At 66.7% G+C, this 17,853-nt stretch carries 17 protein-coding genes and 1 riboswitch; of the genes, 7 read left to right on the forward strand and 10 right to left on the reverse strand.

Going from position 1 to position 17,853, the window contains the following annotated elements; translation table 11 throughout:
* Positions 1-64: 64 nt before the first annotated feature.
* The gene (locus STARVERO_RS01025; protein WP_159597600.1) at positions 65-1,333 is read right to left on the reverse strand and encodes a GTP cyclohydrolase II; all 1,269 of its coding nucleotides are present in this window, start codon (positions 1,331-1,333) and stop codon (positions 65-67) included.
* Between the two features lie 219 nt (positions 1,334-1,552).
* Here STARVERO_RS01025 and upp point away from each other — a divergent pair, with 219 nt between their 5' ends.
* The 5 genes from upp to hemA all read left to right on the forward strand — a co-directional run bounded on the left by upp (position 1,553) and on the right by hemA (position 6,427).
* On the forward strand, positions 1,553-2,230 hold the full coding sequence (gene upp, locus STARVERO_RS01030; RefSeq protein ID WP_144341857.1) for a uracil phosphoribosyltransferase: 678 nt from the start codon (positions 1,553-1,555) through the stop codon (positions 2,228-2,230).
* A 157-nt stretch (positions 2,231-2,387) separates the two neighbouring features.
* The gene (locus STARVERO_RS01035; RefSeq protein ID WP_159597601.1) at positions 2,388-3,014 is read left to right on the forward strand and encodes a HupE/UreJ family protein; all 627 of its coding nucleotides are present in this window, start codon (positions 2,388-2,390) and stop codon (positions 3,012-3,014) included.
* A 92-nt stretch (positions 3,015-3,106) separates the two neighbouring features.
* Positions 3,107-3,228, forward strand: a riboswitch (guanidine-I (ykkC/yxkD leader).
* Positions 3,229-3,326: 98 nt separating this feature from the next.
* Complete coding sequence (locus tag STARVERO_RS01040; protein ID WP_144342078.1) at positions 3,327-4,532, forward strand: agmatinase family protein; 1,206 nt, start codon at positions 3,327-3,329, stop codon at positions 4,530-4,532.
* A gap of 38 nt (positions 4,533-4,570) precedes the next feature.
* Positions 4,571-5,065 (forward strand): hypothetical protein, encoded by a 495-nt coding sequence (locus STARVERO_RS01045; RefSeq protein WP_159597602.1) that lies wholly within the window; start codon positions 4,571-4,573, stop codon positions 5,063-5,065.
* 135 nt (positions 5,066-5,200) lie between these two features.
* Positions 5,201-6,427, forward strand: a complete 1,227-nt coding sequence (hemA, locus tag STARVERO_RS01050; protein WP_159597603.1) for a 5-aminolevulinate synthase — start codon at positions 5,201-5,203, stop codon at positions 6,425-6,427.
* A 21-nt stretch (positions 6,428-6,448) separates the two neighbouring features.
* Here the strand turns inward: hemA and STARVERO_RS01055 are convergent, their stop codons facing one another.
* Positions 6,449-7,564, reverse strand: a complete 1,116-nt coding sequence (locus tag STARVERO_RS01055) for an AbrB family transcriptional regulator (RefSeq protein ID WP_159597604.1) — start codon at positions 7,562-7,564, stop codon at positions 6,449-6,451.
* Positions 7,565-7,687: 123 nt separating this feature from the next.
* On the opposite strand from STARVERO_RS01055, the gene hemN reads away from it, so the two are divergent.
* Positions 7,688-9,007 carry an oxygen-independent coproporphyrinogen III oxidase gene (gene hemN / locus STARVERO_RS01060; protein ID WP_159597605.1) on the forward strand — a complete coding sequence of 440 codons (1,320 nt, stop codon included), beginning with the start codon at positions 7,688-7,690 and terminating at the stop codon, positions 9,005-9,007.
* A 117-nt stretch (positions 9,008-9,124) separates the two neighbouring features.
* Here the strand turns inward: hemN and STARVERO_RS01065 are convergent, their stop codons facing one another.
* The 5 genes from STARVERO_RS01065 to STARVERO_RS01085 form a co-directional block, all read right to left on the reverse strand.
* A complete protein-coding gene (locus tag STARVERO_RS01065) occupies positions 9,125-9,769 on the reverse strand; it encodes a helix-turn-helix domain-containing protein (RefSeq protein WP_159597606.1) in 645 nt (214 codons plus the stop codon).
* 186 nt (positions 9,770-9,955) lie between these two features.
* Positions 9,956-10,357 (reverse strand): response regulator, encoded by a 402-nt coding sequence (locus STARVERO_RS01070; RefSeq protein WP_308678405.1) that lies wholly within the window; start codon positions 10,355-10,357, stop codon positions 9,956-9,958.
* A 59-nt stretch (positions 10,358-10,416) separates the two neighbouring features.
* Positions 10,417-11,034, reverse strand: coding sequence for a response regulator transcription factor (locus STARVERO_RS01075; RefSeq protein ID WP_144341849.1), 618 nt, complete (start codon positions 11,032-11,034; stop codon positions 10,417-10,419).
* Positions 11,035-11,045: 11 nt separating this feature from the next.
* Positions 11,046-12,197 carry a two-component system sensor histidine kinase NtrB gene (locus tag STARVERO_RS01080; RefSeq protein WP_144341848.1) on the reverse strand — a complete coding sequence of 384 codons (1,152 nt, stop codon included), beginning with the start codon at positions 12,195-12,197 and terminating at the stop codon, positions 11,046-11,048.
* Between the two features lie 61 nt (positions 12,198-12,258).
* The gene (locus STARVERO_RS01085; RefSeq protein ID WP_159597607.1) at positions 12,259-13,467 is read right to left on the reverse strand and encodes a pyridoxal phosphate-dependent aminotransferase; all 1,209 of its coding nucleotides are present in this window, start codon (positions 13,465-13,467) and stop codon (positions 12,259-12,261) included.
* A 753-nt stretch (positions 13,468-14,220) separates the two neighbouring features.
* On the opposite strand from STARVERO_RS01085, the gene STARVERO_RS01090 reads away from it, so the two are divergent.
* Positions 14,221-15,396 (forward strand): glycosyltransferase family 2 protein, encoded by a 1,176-nt coding sequence (locus tag STARVERO_RS01090; RefSeq protein ID WP_159597608.1) that lies wholly within the window; start codon positions 14,221-14,223, stop codon positions 15,394-15,396.
* A gap of 1 nt (position 15,397) precedes the next feature.
* Here the strand turns inward: STARVERO_RS01090 and STARVERO_RS01095 are convergent, their stop codons facing one another.
* From STARVERO_RS01095 to STARVERO_RS01105, 3 genes are read right to left on the reverse strand one after another with little or no spacing between them, the layout of a single operon-like run.
* Complete coding sequence (locus STARVERO_RS01095; RefSeq protein WP_159597609.1) at positions 15,398-16,081, reverse strand: glycosyltransferase; 684 nt, start codon at positions 16,079-16,081, stop codon at positions 15,398-15,400.
* Positions 16,082-16,084: 3 nt separating this feature from the next.
* Positions 16,085-16,855, reverse strand: coding sequence for a polysaccharide pyruvyl transferase family protein (locus STARVERO_RS01100; RefSeq protein ID WP_159597610.1), 771 nt, complete (start codon positions 16,853-16,855; stop codon positions 16,085-16,087).
* A gap of 48 nt (positions 16,856-16,903) precedes the next feature.
* A complete protein-coding gene (locus STARVERO_RS01105; protein ID WP_159597611.1) occupies positions 16,904-17,635 on the reverse strand; it encodes a Stf0 family sulfotransferase in 732 nt (243 codons plus the stop codon).
* Positions 17,636-17,853 lie beyond the last annotated feature (218 nt).

Here is a 17,853-nt window from a genome sequence, read left to right on the forward strand (position 1 = left end):
GGGAAGACGTGGATGGCCGGGCCAAGCCCGGCCATGACGTGGTGAATACGGGCGGCGCCGGCCGCTACTCCTCCAGCGCCCGTCCCTGCGTGGCGTCGTACTGGCTCTGGAAGCCGGCACCGTAATAGCCGGCGGAGACCTTCGCCTCCATCTCGACCCGGGCATCCGGGGGGATCAGCTCGTCGGGAATCGGCACCCGTTCCACCACCTCGATGCCCGCTCGCGCCAGCGCGTTGAACTTCATGTCGCTCATCGAGGCGAAGCGGTCGATCTTCGAGATGCCGAGCCAGTGGAACACGTCCGGCATCAGCTCCTGGAAGCGCATGTCCTGTACGCCGGCGACGCATTCGGTGCGCTTGAAATAGGCGTCCGGCCGGTCGCCGCCCTCCTGCCGCTTGCGGGCGTTGTAGACGAGGAATTTCGTCACCTCGCCGAGCGCGCGGCCTTCCTTGCGGTTGTAGATCACCAGGCCGACGCCTCCCTTCTGCGCCATCTCCACGCAGATCTCGATGCCGTGGGCGAGATAGGGGCGGCAGGTGCAGATGTCGGAGGAAAACACGTCGGAACCGTTGCACTCGTCATGCACCCGGCAGGCGAGCGGCGTCACGCCGTCGCCGATCTTGGCGGGATCGCCGAACATGTAGAGCGTCATGCCGCCAATGGGCGGCAGGAAGACCTTGAGGTCGCCGCGCGTCACCAGTTCCGGGAACATGCCGCCCGTATGCTCGAACAGGGCGCGGCGCAGCGCGCCTTCCGAGACGCCGAACCGTTCGGCGATGCCCGGCAGGTACCAGACCGGCTCGATCGCCGCCTTGGTGACACGCACGTCCCCCTTGGGTCCGATGATGTCGCCGTCGATCTTCAGGCGCCCGGCTTTGATCGCCTCGCGGATCTCCGGCATGTCGATATGGGCGCGCGTGACGGCGATGGTCGGACGCACGTCGAGCCCGGCCGCGAGCGCCTCCGCGAAGGCCTCGCCGGTGATGTGCCCGTAGGGGTCGAGGGAGACGATCTTGGCCGGGTCGGCCCATTGCGGATGCGGGCCGATGGCGTCGGACGGCGCGGTATTGGTGAGATCGGCCTTGAAGTCGGCCGGCAGCGCGCCCGCGGCGATGGCCAGCGCGCGATAGACCGAATAGCCGCCGGCATGGGCGCCGATGGCGTTGCGGTGCGTGGGATCGGTGAGGGTCGCCACCACCGGGCCGCGCAGCGCCGGGTCCGGCGCGCCCCAGTTCAGCGTCGGGGCGGTGCCGGCGACGCCGGTCGGCGCACCGTGCGAGGTGAGGACGATGTGATTGCGGGAACGACCGCCTGCATTGGCATTGACGGACATGACTGGCTCGCTTCTCCGGCCGGCCCCCTCGCCGGCTTACTGGAAGCAATCAATGTGAGCGCGAATTCCCACGCTCCGCAAGAGGGGCCGGCAGCGGGCCATCAAAAAATCAGACGAACTGGTCCGTTTCTTGTATCGCGTTTCACGCTATCCTCCCGTCGAGGAAGGCGATGGCATCTGCCATAAATGCGTCACCCAGTCCGAGCGAGTTGCCCCGTCATGAACGCTCCCACCCCTGCGTCGAACGTCCTCACCGGGGCGCCCCTGCCGCCGAACGTGACCGTCGTCGATCACCCGATGATCCAGCACAAGCTCACCCTGATGCGCCGCTCGCGCACGCCGGCCAACGAGTTCCGGCTGCTGCTGCGCGAGATCAGCATGCTGCTCGCCTATGAGGTGACGCGCGACATGCCGACCGAGCTGATCGAGATCGAGACGCCGCTGGCGACGATGCAGGCGCCGGTCGTGGCCGGAAAGAAGCTCTGCCTCGTCTCGGTGCTGCGCGCCGGCGGCGGCATATTGGAGGGCATGCTGGAAATCCTGCCGGCGGCGCGCGTCGGCCATGTCGGCCTCTACCGCGATCCGGTCTCGCTGGCGGCGGTGGAGTACTATCTCAAGCTGCCGCGCGATATTTCCAGCCGGACCGCGATCGTGCTCGACCCGATGCTGGCCACCGGCAATTCGGCGGTCGCCGCCGTGTCGGAAATCAAGGCCGCGGGCTGCCAGTCCATCAAGTTCGTCTGTCTCCTCGCCGCGCCGGAAGGCGTGCAGGCGATGTACGAAGCCCATCCCGACGTGCCGATCTTCGCCGCCGCGGTCGACAGTCATCTCAACGACCACGGCTATATCGTTCCCGGCATCGGCGACGCCGGCGACCGCATCTTCGGCACCAAGTAGCCGCCTTGGCATGGCCGCTGCATGGGCTATGACCGGGGCGCGAAGCGGATTCACCGGGTCGCCCCCTCGGCCTATGCTCGCCGTGCCAAATCATCCTACGCAGACGTACGCACCGGGGGCACCCGAAGGCGGCCTGCCTTTTCCACGAGGGATCGTCATGTCCAACTTCGTCCCGTCCAGCGTCCGCCGTCACGCCACCCGCGGCGCCATCGCCGCCTTCCTCGCGCTTAGCCCGAGCCTTGCCTTCGCTCATCCCGGCCACGGCGACAGCTACGGCTTCGCCCAGGGCTTCATGCATCCGGTCGGCGGCCTCGATCACGTCCTGGCCATGGTGGCGGTCGGCATCTTCGCCGCCTCGCTCGGCGGCCGCGCGCTCTGGGCGGTTCCCGCGAGCTTCGTCGGATTGATGGCGGTCGGCGGCGGGCTCGGCATGGCCGGCATCGACGTTCCGTTCGTCGAGTTCGGCATCGTCGGCTCGATCATCGTGCTCGGCCTCGTCGTCGCGCTCGGCTACCGCAACTGGCCGCTCGGCGCGGCGATGGCGCTGGTCGGCTTCTTCGCGCTGTTCCACGGCCATGCCCATGGCGCGGAGATGCCGGAGAGCGCCTCAGGCGCCGCCTATGCCGTCGGCTTCATGCTCGCCACCGCGCTGCTGCACATGGTCGGCATCGGTGCCGGCCTCGCCCTGGGCAAGGCGGGCGAGACCCGGGCACCGCGCCTCGTGCAGGGGCTGGGCGTCGTCGTCGCTGTCGCCGGTCTTGGCCTGCTGGCCGGCGCCATGTGATCAATCCGGCGGCGCCGAAGTTTTCGGCGCCGGGACTAGGCATCTGCCGCTTATCCGGGCTTCCGGCCGGCGGCAGGTGGCTCTACGCTTAGTACAAATGTCCCTAGGGTTCCGGCGCCGATGACCACGTGTCACCGGCGCGGCTGGTCCGAGAGGGGCAGCCCGGCGCTGCCGACAGGCGCCGGGTCCACGGCGGGACAAAAGCCCGGGAGGTTCGCGCGACGGCATTCGCGGCGCAGACCCTCCGGCCATCCGCCCGGGTCTCCCCGCGAAGGCCGCGTTCAGGTCCTTCGGCGGAATGGAGATTCCATGATGCGCCACTCTCCCCAGCGTTCCACTCACATGGCGGGCCTGCGGCCCGTCCCCGCGCGCCTGCGCCGCCACCACCCCAATTTCGAGATCAAGGGGATGCAGGGCTGGAAGGCGCTGGAGGCCGAGGAGGGCCTCTCCGAGGCCGGCTGGCGCAAGGAGCAGCAATGGGCGCTCGACATGGGCCTGCCCGGCGCCGACTCGATCACCGACAAGTCGATCCCGACCTTCGCGCGCGGCGAGCTGCCCCATTTCGCCGGCATCAACACCTTCCTCAAGGCGCCCTATGTCGAGAATGTGCGCGATGTCGGCAAGTACGATGCCGCCGTGCTCGGCATCCCCTTCGACAGCGGTACCACCTACCGCCCCGGCACCCGCTTCGGGCCGCAGGGTATTCGCCGCATCTCGGCGCTCTACACGCCCTATAATTACGAACTCGGCGTCGACCTGCGCGAGCAGATGACGCTGTGCGACGCGGGCGACGTGTTCACCATTCCGGCGAACCTCGAGAAGAGCTTCGACCAGATCTCGAAGGGCGTCAGCCACGTCTTCTCCTCCGGCGCGCTGCCGATCATGCTCGGCGGCGACCATTCCATCGGCTTTCCCTGCGTGCGCGGCATCGCCGAGTGCACCTCCAAGCGCATAGGCATCATCCATTTCGACCGCCACATCGACATCCAGGAAAAGGATCTCGACGAGCGCATGCACACCACGCCCTGGTACTGGGCGACGAACCTGCCGAACGTCTCGCCGAAGAACCTCGTACAGCTCGGCATCGGCGGCTGGCAGGTTCCGCGCTACGGCGTGCAGGAGGCGCGCAAGCGCGGCACCAACGTGCTGACCATCGACGACATCGAGAAGATCGGGCTGGAGAAGACGGCCGAGATCGCCCTCGAACTCGCCTGGAAGGATGCCGACGCGGTCTACATCTCCTTCGACGTCGACAGCATCGACTGCGGCTTCGTCCCCGGTACCGGCTGGCCGGAGCCCGGCGGCTTCCTGCCGCGCGAGGCGCTGAAGATCCTCGGCCTCGTCGCCGCCGAGGGCCTGTGCGGGCTGGAGGTGGTGGAGGTCTCGCCGCCCTACGACACCTCGGACATCACCGCCCTGTTCGGCCTGCGCGTCGTCGTCGAGGCGCTCGGCTCGATGGTGGCGCATGGCAAGCTCGGCAGCCACAAGCACATCATCGACAAGCCGGTGAGCTTCTGAGTCCGCCTCTTGGGAAGGGCGAGCAAGGGGAGAGAACCATGCATCGCGGCCACGATCACCACGACCACGGCGCCGGCGGGCACCTGCATGCGCATTCGCACGGCCATCCCCACGGGGGGCACAATCACCTCGACACCCCACGCCCGACCGCGCAGTGGCAGACCCCGCATCTGCCCGAGCCGCCGGAGGAAAGCGACCATGCGCATGTCGAGCCGGATCTCGATCTGGTGGAGAAGGCCTTCGTCGAAGGCTTCTCCTCGGCCAGCGATCCCACGAGCTTCCTGCGCCTCGCCCATGTGCCCTTCGATGCCGTGACTGTCGAGGGCGTTCGCGTCAGCCTCCTGCGGGTGGAGGCGGACGAGGTGACCGACGTCGGCGCGGTCATGCCGCATCTGGGCGGCGGCGGCTTCCGGCACGACCCGCTCCCCGCCCACATGGTGTCGCGCCGGAGACGGCTGCGCTTCGTCTATTTCGACGGCCGCGCGACGGTGCCGATGACGCTCGCCGAGGTGCGCACGCTCGCGCAGACGTGACGCAGCGCCCTTTTCAATAGGCGCGCCCGATCGCCGCGTCCGGGCTTTGCCGGGTTGATCGGAACCGCTCCAAAGTTCATGTTGCCGATCAAGCGCCCCGCCCCGTCGCGGGCGGCGGCCGAGTTGGGATGCGCCATGGACTACGCACGTTTCTTCCAGGATGCCGTCGACACGCTCAAGCAGGAGCGTCGCTACCGCACCTTCGCCGAGATCGAACGTGACACCGCGCGCTTCCCGCACGCCGTCTGGCACTCGCCGCAGGGCGAGCGCGACATCGTCATCTGGTGCTCCAACGACTATCTCGGCATGGGATGCCACGAGACCGTGGTGGAAGCCATGTGCGCCACTGCCCGGCAGGCCGGCGCGGGCGCCGGCGGCACGCGCAACATTTCGGGCAACAGCCACGCCATCGTCGAGCTGGAGGATGAGCTCGCCGACCTGCACGGCAAGGAAGCGGCGCTCGTCTTCACGTCCGGCTACGTATCGAACCAGACCGGCATCTCGACGCTGGCCAAGCTCATCCCCGACTGCCTGATCCTGTCCGATGCGCTGAACCACAACTCGATGATCGAGGGCGTGCGCCAGGCCGGACGCGACAAGCAGGTCTTCCGCCACAACGACCTCGCTCATCTCGAGGAACTGCTGCGCGCGGCCGGCGACCGGCCGAAGCTGATCGTCTTCGAGAGCATCTATTCGATGGACGGAGACGTCGCCCCCATCGGCGCGATCTGCGACCTCGCCGACAGATACGGCGCGATGACCTATCTCGACGAGGTGCACGCGGTCGGCATGTACGGCCCGCGCGGCGCCGGCGTCGCCGAGCGTGACGGGGTCATGGCCCGGGTCGACGTGATCGAGGGCACCCTCGGCAAGGCGTTCGGCGTGGTCGGCGGCTACATCACCGGCAAGCGGGCGGTCATGGATGCGGTGCGCTCCTACGCACCGGGCTTCATCTTCACCACGGCCCTGCCGCCGGCGATCGCCGCCGCCGCCGCCGCCTCGGTGCGCCATCTCAAGAATTCCGGTGCCGAGCGCGCCCGCCAGCAGGCGCAGGTCGCCGAGGTCAAGCGGGCGCTCGATCTCGCCGGCCTGCCGCAGATCGTCACCGACACCCACATCGTGCCGGTGATGGTGGGCGACGCGGAGGCCTGCAAGGCGGCGAGCGACCTGCTGCTGTCCGAGCACGGCATCTACATCCAGCCGATCAACTACCCCACCGTGCCGCGCGGCACGGAGCGGCTGCGCATCACCCCCGGCCCGTTCCACGACGACGCGCTCGTCGCCCATCTGGCGCGCGCTCTGACGGATGTCTGGACCCGGCTCGGGCTGCCCTTCGCGGAGCGCGCCGAAGCGGCGGAATAATCCGCCGCCGGCCCGGCCGGCTCAGTCCTTCGGCTCGGTCTTGTCCAGCTCGACATTCTCGGACGGAATTTCCGCCCGACCGAAGAAGACGCGCGCCAGCACCGGAATCAGCAGCGCGAGGCCAAGGAAGCGCGTCAGATGGTGCGCGGCCACGAAGGCCGGATCGATACCCAGCACGAAGGCCATGATGGTCATCGCCTCCAGCGCGCCAGGCACATAAGCCAACAGCACCTTCGGCAACGGCTCGTCGGCGAGCCAGGAGCCGAGCACCGCGAAGGCAAGCGCGACTCCTGTCGCGATCAGCAGCGCCACCAGCGAATCGACGAAGAACCGGCGCAGCGTCTCCAGCCGCGTTCCGGCGAAGCGGCTGCCGGTATTGGCGCCCAACACCACGAAGCCGACGATGAGGAAGAGATCGGGCAGCCGTCCCTCGATCAAGCCGGCCCCATGCACGACGCCGCTCGCCAGCATCGATCCGACCATCGCCCCACCGGGGAAGCGCATGCGTTCGGCGAGCAGGCCGCTCACGATGCCGACGCCGAGCGAGAGGAAGAAGCTCGTCAGATCCGGCACCACCGGGTTGATCGGCAACGTGCCCGCCGGCTGGTGGCCGAGCCCGCCCATCGCCGCCGGCAGCAGCGCCACCAGCACGAAGAGCCGCAGCGACTGGCCGAATACCACCCGCCGCGTATCGGCGCCGGAGCTTTCCGCCATGATCAGCACGGTGGAGAGCGCCCCCGGCGCGGCCGCGAAGAAAGCGCTGCGCCGGTCCCAGCCGGCCACCTTCTCGAGATAGGCGATGACCACCACCATCATCACCGGCACGGAGGCGACCAGCACCGACATGGTCACCGGCCAGGTGGTGATGCCCTTCAGCGTGTCCGGCGTGATGGAGGAACCCATCGAGGTGCCGAGAATGATGTAGATGCACAGGCGCGTGGTCTTCTCCACGCCCACCGGCGCGCCGAGCAGCGCCGCGACGGCCGTCGCCACCAGGGCGCCCGACAGCCAGCCGGCGGGCATGCCCAGCCAGGCGAAAACCCCGCCGCCGGCAAAGGCGAGCACCAGCGTCGCGCCGTACCAGGCGAGGCGCCGCGGCGAGAAATCGAGCTTCGTCAGGAAGGGAGGCAGAGGCATCAGGCGGGACCGGCGACGTTCAGCGCTTGAAACGGTGCATCACCGGCACGCGAACGACGCGGCGATGTCCCGAGTTTGCGCCGGATCAATGCGACGAATGCCGCCTTCGGTCAAACAATCTGCATGCATAGTGCAACCCTCATCCACGCAGAGCGGGCCGTCCCGCGCTACACCTCCTATCCGACCGCGCCGCATTTCACGGCGGACATCGGATCGGACCAGCACGCCGCATGGCTTGCCGACCTGCCCGAGGACGCGACGCTCTCGCTCTATCTGCACGTCCCGTTCTGCCCGGCGCTCTGCTTCTATTGCGGCTGCACCACCAAGGCGACACGCCGGGCCGAGCCCGTAGCCGCCTATGCGGCGCGGCTGGAACGCGAGATCGCGGCGGTCGCCGCGCGCGTCGGCCGGCGCGCCGTCACCCATATCGCCTGGGGCGGCGGGACGCCGAGCCTTCTCGGACCCGAGGCGCTGAAGCGCATCGGTGCCTTCATCGCCGAGGCGTTCAACCTCGACCACCTCGCCGAATATGCCTTCGAGCTCGATCCGCGCGAGACCGACGCCGGGGTCGCCGACGCCCTCGCCGCCATGGGCGTCGACCGCGTGAGCCTCGGCGTGCAGGATTTCAGCGCCCATGTGCAGAGCGCCATCGGGCGGGTGCAGCCCTTCGGCACGGTGGAGCGGGCGGTGCGCCTGCTGCGCGAGGCCGGCATCGCCTCGATCAATCTCGACCTGATGTACGGCCTGCCCTACCAGAGCGAGCGCGACGTGCGCCGCACAGCGCGGCTGGCGACGCTGCTGGCGCCGGAACGGCTCGCCCTGTTCGGCTACGCCCATGTGCCGTGGATGCGTCCGAATCAGAAGCGGATCGACGAGAAGGCCCTGCCCGGTCCGGCCGAGCGGCTGGAGCAGTCGGAAGCGGCGCGTGCCGTGCTGCTGGCCAATGGCTACGTCGCCATCGGCCTCGATCATTTCGCGCGCCCCGAAGATCCGCTGGCCCGTGCCGCCGCCGAGCACCAGCTCAAGCGCAACTTCCAGGGCTACACCGCCGATCGCGCCGACGTGCTGATCGGACTTGGCGCCTCGGCCATCAGCCGCTTTCCGCAGGGCTTCACCCAGAACGCGCCGGACGTCGCTTCCTATATGCGCGCCATCGATGCCGGTCGATTCGCTGCCGTGCGCGGCGTCGCCTTCACGGCGGACGACCTCACGCGCGGTGCACTCATCGAGCGGCTGATGTGCGATCTCGAGGTCGACCTCGACGCGCCGACCCTCGCGGAAGCGGCGCCCCGCCTGGCCGATCTGGCCGCGGACGGGCTGCTGACCATCGAGGGGCGCCACATCGCCATGACCTCGGTCGGCCGCCCCTTCGTCCGTCTCGCCGCCGCCGCGCTCGACCATCGGCTGCAAGCCAGCGCCGCGCGTCATTCGGCGGCGGTTTGATCCCCGCTCTGGCGGCGGCAATAAAAAAGGCGCCCCGCAAGAGGCGGAGCGCCGAGGCAAAGCCCTGGAAGGGGCTTGGGGCGTCAAAGACCGACGATGTCGCGTCGGCGAAAAGGCTCAGAGGGCGCCGGCGAGACGGCGCATGCTGCCGCGATCCTGAATCCGCACCTCGTCGGCGCGCTGCAGGGCGACGAGGCCGCGCCGCTTGAGCTCGGAAAAGGCGCGGCTCACCGTCTCCAGCGTCAGGCCGAGGAAATCGGCGATCTCCTGCCGTGTCATGGAGAGATGCAGCGTGCCACCACCCACCATGCCTTCCGGCATGAGGCGGAGCAGGAAGAAGGCGACCCGTTCCAGCGCCGACATGCGGCCAAGCACCAGGGCGTGGGAGTGCATCACGCAGAGCTGCGCCTCGAAGCGGCGCAGCAGCCGGCTGGCCAGCATAGGATCGCGTTCCAGCGCGCTCCGCTCATGGGTCGTGATCGTGGCGGGCGTCAGCGTCTCGGCAGAACAGGCATAGGCATCGTCATGGGCGAGGCCGAACACATCGCCCGGACCGAGAAGCTCGACAACCTGGCGGCGCCCGTCGGGCAGAAGCTTGGTCAGCATCACCGCACCCTCGACAACCTCCATGATGCGCCGGGCCGGATCGCCCTCATGCAGCACGGTGACGTGGGCGGCCACCCGCAGATTCGAGCAGTGCGGCTCCACGAAGGCCGGCTGGCGTGTCGGACTGCCGGTGCGTTCTTCGATGATCTGTCGCATCTGTTCGCTCCACCTGATTACGACATGACGTTAGAGCGGGACGGAAGACGGCACAGTTCGGTGGGCTGCGTAAGTGACTTTCCGGAAGCGGCGCCCGATCGCGCCTGCCGGGAATCGGCAACGATTCCACTCACGACCCTCTCGACCGCCGCTTCCATCGGCCTTCAGTCGAAGAGCGATCCCCGGCTATTCGACCGGCAATGCCTGGGTCAGCGCCTCGACGTCGAGCGGCTTGCGCACCAGCCGGGCCGGGCTGAGGCCGCGCAGCTGATGATCGATGAAGCTCTGCGATTGCCCGGTGATCACCACCACGCGCGGCGGCGCGGCAAGATTCAGCAGCCAGCGCACGAGCTGCGCGCCGGGGATGCCGGGCAGGCTGAGATCGACGATCACCGCATCACGGGCATCCGGCGGCGCCACCTTGAACAGGCTTTCGGCGTCGGGATAGGAGATCACCTTGTGACCGATATTACTGAGGATGAGGGCGAGGGAATCGCTCACCCCGGCATCATCCTCAACGACATGAACCCGCAAAGACTCTCTCCCGCATTTGTCGAAGACAGTGGGAAAGAGCGGTCGGGTCAGCAATTCGTAGGGATGCGTAGGAGAGGTGCGCCGGAGGGGCAGGCGCAAGAGCGCCTTTGCCTTCAGGCGCGCATGTCCTTGAGCACGATCCGCACCAGATCGGCGGCGTTCTTGGCACCGAGCTTTTCCATGATCCGGGCGCGGTGAACCTCGATGGTGCGCGGGCTGATCCCCAGCTTGCGGCCGGCCTCCTTGTTGGAGGCGCCGGAGGCGATCTGCACCAGCACCTCGCGCTCGCGCGGGGTGAGCAGCTCATGGCCCGGGAAATGCGCGGTCAGCAGGTCGTTCGGCTCGGCCATGCCGCGGCGGCCGTGCGCCTCGATGGCTTCGCGCACCCGCTCCACCACCGTGTCGGCATCGAACGGCTTCTCGATAAAGTCGAGCGCCCCATGGCGGATCGCATCCACCGCCATCGGGATATCGCCCTGCCCCGAAATGATGAAGATCGGCGCGGGATAGCGATCGGCTTCCAGCTCTTTCAGGATGTCGAGGCCGGAGCGGCCGGGCATGTGCACGTCGAGCACGACGCAGGATGGCACGTGGCTGCGGGCCACGGAAAGGAACGCCGCCCCGTCGGAGAACCCGCGGACATGATAGCCCTCGAGACTCAGGACCAGTGAAAGCGCGTCACGCACCGCCGCATCGTCGTCGACGATGAAGATCTCTCCCAACTGCGCCATGCCACGCTCCTTCACCCAACCTCGATCGGCTCGGACGACGCCGGCAGGATCAGCGAGAAACACGCGCCCCTGCCATTGCCGCCCGGATCGACCACGAGATCCCCTCCGTGGTTCTGGGCGATCGTCCGTGAAATCGCAAGGCCGAGACCCATGCCGCGACGTTTTGAACTAGCAAAAGCTTCGAACAGCTTCGGCAATGCCTCCGGCATGATGCCCGGACCGTTGTCCTGCACCTCCAGCACGACGCTGTCCTCCGCCATCCGCGTGCGGATATGGATGGCGGGGTCGGTGGCGCCGGCCGCCGCCTCGATGGCGTTGCGCACCAGATTGACGACGATCTGCTGGATCTGCACCGGATCCACCGACACCGGCGGCAGGTCCGACGCCTGCTTGCGCTCGATGCGGATGCGGTGGCGCTGGCCCAGCAGCGTCAGGTCGATCGCTTCGTCGATCAGCGGGTCCAGTTCACGCACGTGCCGTTCCGGCTCGCGCTTTTCGACGAACTGGCGCATGCGCTGGATGATGTGGCCGGCCCGCTCCGCCTCGCCCGCCGCCTTGTCCAGGATTTCGCCGACCACCTTGACGATGTCGACGCCCCGGCTGTGGGCGCGGCGTATGGCCTGGAGGTAGAGCATCAGGGCGGTCAGCGGCTGGTTCAGTTCGTGAGCGATGGCCGCGCCCATCTCGTCGATGGCCGAGACGCGCGCCAAGTGCACGAGTTCGCTCTGGAGATCGGCAAGCCGCTGCTCGCTTTCCTTGCGCGGCCGCAGATCGCGCAGGATGCCGATGAACTGGCGCCCGTCCGGCGTGGCCGCCTCGCCGACAGAAAGTTCGAGCGGAAAGATGGTACCGTCGGCGTGCCGGCCACGTACTTCGCGGCCGATGCCGATGATCTTCTTCACGCCGGTACGAATATAGCTACCGACATACTGGTCGTGCTGGTCGGCATATTCCGTCGGCATGACGATCTTGACGTTCTGCCCGACCGCCTCGGCGGCCTGGATGCCGAACATCTTCTCGCAGGCCTTGTTGAAGATCAGGATGCGCGCATGCTCGTCGATGACGATGATGCCGTCCGCCGCGGTGTCGAGCACCGACAGCAGACGCGCCTCCGACACAGTCGGCGGCGGAAGCGACTCGGAAGGGGCACTGAAATCTTGCATTTTTCCAGTGTGCGCCGTGGACCGTGCGCCCGCAAGTTACCTCCGGGCACATTCCCCTTCGTCACCTCTGCAGCCAACGCACCAGCCGATCCGTCGCCTCGCCGATCTGTCCCTCGCCGCGCGCGAAGCAGAGCCGGATGTAGCTCTCGCCACCCGGACCGAAGGCGGTGCCGGGCGCCAGGCCGATGGCCGCCTCGTCCACCAGCTTGAGGGCGAGGGCGCGGGTATCGCTTTCGCCCTCGACGCCGAAGAACATGTAGAAGGCGCCCGGCGGCGGCGCGAAGTGCACCCGGTTGGAGGTCGCGAGACCGGCGGCCACGATGTCGCGTCCGCGCCGCGCGCGCTCGATCTGATGGGCGACGAAGCTCTCGCCGCGCTCCAGCGCGGCAACGCCGGCCCTCTGGATGAAGGCGGCGACGCCCGAGGTGGAGTACTGGATCAGATTCTCCAGCACCGCCCCAAGCGAAGGATCCGCCTCGATCCAGCCGAGGCGCCAGCCGGTCATCGCCCAGTTCTTGGAGAAGGTCTGGACGAAGAGAATGCGGTCCTCCGGCTCCATCACATCGTGGAAGGACGGTGCGCGCCCCGCTTCGCCGGCCTCATAGTAGAAGCGACCATAGATTTCGTCGGCGACGATCCAGAGGCCATGCCGGCGGGCAATGTCGAGCACGCCGCGCAGGGCTTCGTGCGAGGCGACGAAGCCAGTGGGGTTGGCGGGCGTATTGATGAAGATCACCCGCGTACGCGGCGTGACCGCGCTCTCCAGCCGGTCGAGATCGAGCCAGAAGCCCTGCACCTCGTCGAAGGAGAACGGCACATAGACGGGTCGTGCACCGATCACCTCCGCTGCCGCCGCCGCGTTCGGCCAAGACGGCGAAGGGATCAGGATCTCCTCGCCGGCCGAAAGCGTGAGCGCCAGCGCGATCTGGATCGCCTGCATGCCCGAGCCGGTGACGAAGAACCGTTCAGGATCCTCCGCCTGGCCGTAGAGCCGGCTCATGTAGCGGGCAATGGCGGCGCGCAGCTCGGGAATGCCCCGCTGCCACGTATAGAACGTCTCGCCCGCGGCGAGCGACCGGGTGGCCGCCTCGCTGATGAAGGAAGGGGTGGGCAGGTCGCCCTCGCCCGCCCAAAGCGGAATCATCCCTTCACGCTGGCGGCCATAATTCATCACCTCGACGATGCCGCTTTCCGGCAAAGAGAGGGCCTGCGGCCGGATGTGATCGAGCAGGGACGGCGGCTGGGGCAAGGAGGCGGAAGTACCGGACATGAGCGCGAAGCGGGTTGTTGCTGGGAGGGCAGCATAGCAGGGAGAATCACCCCGAAAGCATCAAAAGGCGTGACGAAACCATGACAGGAGGTCATGGATCGGGCCTGATTCCGACGCTGGCACTCTCGAGCGGAAAATATCCACAAATCTCATGCGTGCGCCCGCGCACCCCATACCGGATCGACCCATGCAGATCTCTCCGGAATTTGCAGGAGTTTCATCGTAAATTATGAGCAGATGCCCCACCGCTCCACGCCACATGCACTATTGATGCCTCCGGCGAACGATAAATCGTTCTATTCGCCACCTGAAACAAAGATATTCCCTATCCATCAGCGTCGAGAAAAGCCGTTCCGAAGTTCAATACGATGGTCGGACATGCCATCAGGCGCCTGGCCGTTCAACGGGCACCGCTCTCGAACTTGAACGGTTCGATAATACGCCTCGGCAGCTTTCGGCCCCGGCTCACCCCCGTTCGTTCTGCCTTCACCATCGGCGCTTGAGCCACCCCATGCCGACATCGTATCAACAAAATGATGGCATTTTGCTCGATTATTAAGTGAGCGCCGAACGCGTCGGGACGGGCGGGAAACGTCCGGAAACCCAGCAGAAACGCTGCGGTGGACGCGTACGGAAATAGAGCGAGTTGCGTAAGCGGACGGGCACATTCGGGGACGTCAGTCTCGAAGAATGGCCGCCCTCCATCGTCGCGGGAAAGCCATGTTGAGCCGGGGGGGCCGACTGATACGTCGAATGACCTTGCGGGTCCTGTTCCACACGAACGGAAGGCCACGTGGCTATGTCCGGCGGATGTTCCCGTCGGCCTTCAGCTCCCGGACGGCCGCTCTCGCGGAGGAGCAGAGGCGGAGCATCGCTCCCTCGTCCCGTTCCTATGGCAAATGGGTGAAGCGGCACGACACGCTGTCGGCGGCGGATCGGGAGGCGATCCGGGCGCATCTCGCGCAGCTGCCCTATAAGCCCCTCATCTCGGTGATCGTGCCGACCTACAACACCCCGGCCACCGTCCTGCGTGAGATGGTCGAATCGGTAAAGGCGCAGCTCTATCCGAACTGGGAACTGTGCATCGCCGACGACGCCTCGCCCGAGCCGCATGTCGCCGCCCTGCTGGCCGAACTCGCGGCCGGCGATCCGCGCGTCAAATGGGTCCAGCGCGAGAGCAACGGCCATATCTCCGCCGCCAGCAACAGCGCCCTGGAACTGGCGAGCGGCGCGTTCGTCGCTCTCCTGGATCATGACGACCTTCTGGCCGAGCACGCCCTCTACGAGGTCGCCGTCGAGCTGAACGCCCATCCCGATGCCGAAATCGTCTACTCCGACGAGGACAAGATCGACGAGAAGGGCGAACGCTACGACCCCTACTTCAAGCCCAACTACAGCTACGAGCAGCTCCTCGGCCAGAACGTCATCAACCACCTCGGCGTCTACCGGCGGGACAGCGTGATCGCGGTCGGCGGCTTCCGGCTCGGCCTGGAGGGTAGCCAGGACTACGACCTGGCCCTGCGCATCGTCCATCGCTGCGCGCCGGAGCAGATCCGCCACATACCCGCCATCCTGTATCACTGGCGCCAGAGTCCGAACGGCAGCTCCTTCTCGCAGGAACAGCTCGAACGCTGCATCGTGGCCGCCCGCGCGGCAATCCAGGAACGGCTCGACGAGACTGGTACCCGCGCCGTCGTCGCGGTCAATCCGGCCGTGCCGGTCTGGCACCGGGTGACGTGGGCGATCCCTACGCCAGCGCCGCTGGTGAGCATCCTCATCCCCACACGGGACCGCGCCGGTCTCGTGCGCCAGTGCGTCGATGGAATCCTCGACCGCACCGACAGCGACAGACCATCGAATATCGGCGCTTGCAGCACCGCAAGCTCGCCGCCTAACATCACCCCCCAGACGAGGCCCGCACTCCGCTAATTTACGCCGCGAGTTGCGCCAAATGTTCTGACGACGGACAATCCTCGTCGGAGAATTTTCGGCCGACATATTTCGACCGGGCATGACCTTCGCTCAGGGCGATGTAGTGCCTGAGGAAGAAATCCTGCGGATACAGGCGCAGCCCGTCGCCGGCCAGCCGATGGCCGCTGGAGCGCGAACTGTCGATGTCGGCCGTGCGCTTCCACGCCCGGTTAAGTCTCGGATAGACCGGCTGGAAGAAGTAGTAGGTCGACATCCGGGAGGCGTAGTCGTCGGCGAGGAAGTCGTCGCCGGGCAGCGGCACGAAGACGATCTCGTGAAAATTGATGCACGTATAGCCGGCCGCGTCCGCCTCGCGGATGCCGTCGAGAAGCGACTGGCCTTCGACAGGTGAGCAAAGCCATTCATCTGCATCGGTGTGCACGATCCAGTCATGATCCGCGTCGGCTATGATGCGCCGTTTGGCGCGAAGCTGGTCAGACAGGGAAAAGGCGCCCGTCCACGGGATTCGTTCGATGCCAAGCAGCCCGTGGCCGAGGAACTCGCTGGCGATTTCTGTTGAACCGTCGGTCGAGTCGTTGTCGATGAGAAAGACGTCGATGCCGTCGCCGATAAGATCGCGGAGGCACCGGCGCATGTGCACGGCCTCGTTGCGGACACAGACGACGGCCAACGCCTTGAGCATGGCTTATCCCTCCAGCCGCGCGGCGGCGGCCAGCAGGGCGGAGCGCAGCTCGTCTCGGTCTATCTCCGACCGTGGCACGCCGGCGCTGTCCACCGCGCGCTCGTAGGGATCGTCGCCCGTGAGGTCGGGAATCCCTTCCGGCCCGATGCCGATCGAGGAATAGTAGTCGCGAAACTTGAAACCGTCGCCGATGACCCGACCGGACAGGCGGATCCACGCGGCGGGAATGCCGTATGCGTGCGCGAAGATGACGCCGTGCAGCGAAGAGGAAAGGATGATTTCGCAGGACGACAAAGCGGCGAGATACCGGTCGAGCGGAGACAGCGGGTCGATCCGCGTGGCGCCGTGTTCCAGCGCCTGCGTGACGAAAGGATGTTCGGCGTCCACGTAGTGCGGGATGATCCCGACGCCCCGTCTGGCGACTTCCGCCGGTTTGAAGAAGTCGGAGATCAGGATACCGGGGTCGCCGAAGCGGGCAGGCGTTTCGACGCCCATTTGGAGCAGGCGCTCCCGGGTCAGATGGCCGCGGACCGCGACGACCTGTGACGGAGCGCTGCGCAGGCCCACGCCCGATGAGATGAAGCCCGATCCCCAGACGACCGAATGGCTGTCGGCCCAGTGCAGAATGGAGCCGATGGCGATCAGGTTGGGGCGGTCAAGGCTGTCCTCTCCGGCCAGGATGGGCGTGGTATTCAGCAGTTGCGAGACGATATGCCCGCTGGCGACGTCGCCGGCATTGGGGAATTTCGTGAATTGCTTGAGATATATCGGCACGGGAGATGTCTCTCCAACGAAATGACGACGTGATGAGATCGGCACGCATCAGCATGCGGTCGAGTTCAGATCGGCGAGATAGCGTTCCTTCCACTCGACATTGATGCCCGAGGACTGGCGCTGCGGTTCGGGGCTGGAAGCGGCCCCCGTCGCGGGGCCGTGATGGCCGACATATGCGAGAACGCCCGTCACGGCTTCTTCCGGGTCGGCCAGGAGGGCTTCATACTCGACGATCATCGGATCGATGCGGCGGGATGAGAAGAACCCCTCCCATTGATCGCTTTGGGCATCGATTTCGGAAAGGGCCGTTTGAATGGCACCGAAATCGTATTCCGGCGTTCGCCGCACGGCATGAAAGCTGATCCAGGAAGCGGTTTGGCGCGCGACCACCAGAGAAATCGCCTGCGCCAGTCGATCCCGGCGTATGATGTGGATGTACCTGCTGAAATTTATCGCCTGGAAGGCTCTTTCGTTCTGGAGGAGGGGCTCGAACTGTGACCAGTGAGCCTTCGCTCCAAACCATCCGTTGGGGGAGGTTCGGCGCCGAAACAGGCAGGCGATGAGGCCTTCCAGAGTGGAGACGCCCAGTTTCTGTTTCCAGGTCTCGACATGACCGGGATGAAAATATTCCAGCGGGCTGCCGAGGGCACCGGTCTTCCTCAGGAGATGGCCGAAATAGTGACTGCCGGATCGGGGCGTCGACGCAATCACATACGTGTTCGGCTGGCCGTCAAAGTCCGGAAAGTCATAATCCGCGCCGAATTGATCCCAGTCGCTCACTTCACGGTCTCCGCCCCGCCTGCGGTCGCTTGTGGCGCACCCCACATTCGCCGCAACCTGCCGGCCGGAAACAGCCTCGTCAACGGGTGCGGTATCCCTGTCCCGGCCGTAAGCGACGAGGCGACGCCCGCCGGCGCGAGCCGGAAGCCCGGTAGGGTCGTGTCTGTCGAGATATCTGTCGGGGTAGATTTCGTAGGGCTCGGGAGGCCCTTGGCTTG

This window comes from Starkeya nomas (assembly GCF_902703545.1).
Lineage (GTDB): Bacteria > Pseudomonadota > Alphaproteobacteria > Rhizobiales > Xanthobacteraceae > Ancylobacter > Ancylobacter moscoviensis.

Bases quoted from the DNA above. Each gene is read 5' to 3' on its own strand.
- STARVERO_RS01025 (WP_159597600.1), bottom strand. From the start codon at position 1,333: ATGTCCGTCAATGCCAATGCAGGCGGTCGTTCCCGCAATCACATCGTC.
- STARVERO_RS01065 (WP_159597606.1), bottom strand. From the start codon at position 9,769: ATGCGACAGATCATCGAAGAACGCACCGGCAGTCCGACACGCCAGCCG.
- STARVERO_RS01095 (WP_159597609.1), bottom strand. From the start codon at position 16,081: ATGCTCAAGGCGTTGGCCGTCGTCTGTGTCCGCAACGAGGCCGTGCAC.
- upp (WP_144341857.1), top strand. From the start codon at position 1,553: ATGAACGCTCCCACCCCTGCGTCGAACGTCCTCACCGGGGCGCCCCTG.
- STARVERO_RS01080 (WP_144341848.1), bottom strand. From the start codon at position 12,197: ATGCAAGATTTCAGTGCCCCTTCCGAGTCGCTTCCGCCGCCGACTGTG.
- STARVERO_RS01040 (WP_144342078.1), top strand. From the start codon at position 3,327: ATGCGCCACTCTCCCCAGCGTTCCACTCACATGGCGGGCCTGCGGCCC.
- hemN (WP_159597605.1), top strand. From the start codon at position 7,688: ATGCATAGTGCAACCCTCATCCACGCAGAGCGGGCCGTCCCGCGCTAC.
- STARVERO_RS01085 (WP_159597607.1), bottom strand. From the start codon at position 13,467: ATGTCCGGTACTTCCGCCTCCTTGCCCCAGCCGCCGTCCCTGCTCGAT.
- hemA (WP_159597603.1), top strand. From the start codon at position 5,201: ATGGACTACGCACGTTTCTTCCAGGATGCCGTCGACACGCTCAAGCAG.
- STARVERO_RS01055 (WP_159597604.1), bottom strand. From the start codon at position 7,564: ATGCCTCTGCCTCCCTTCCTGACGAAGCTCGATTTCTCGCCGCGGCGC.
- STARVERO_RS01035 (WP_159597601.1), top strand. From the start codon at position 2,388: ATGTCCAACTTCGTCCCGTCCAGCGTCCGCCGTCACGCCACCCGCGGC.
- STARVERO_RS01090 (WP_159597608.1), top strand. From the start codon at position 14,221: ATGACCTTGCGGGTCCTGTTCCACACGAACGGAAGGCCACGTGGCTAT.
- STARVERO_RS01045 (WP_159597602.1), top strand. From the start codon at position 4,571: ATGCATCGCGGCCACGATCACCACGACCACGGCGCCGGCGGGCACCTG.
- STARVERO_RS01075 (WP_144341849.1), bottom strand. From the start codon at position 11,034: ATGGCGCAGTTGGGAGAGATCTTCATCGTCGACGACGATGCGGCGGTG.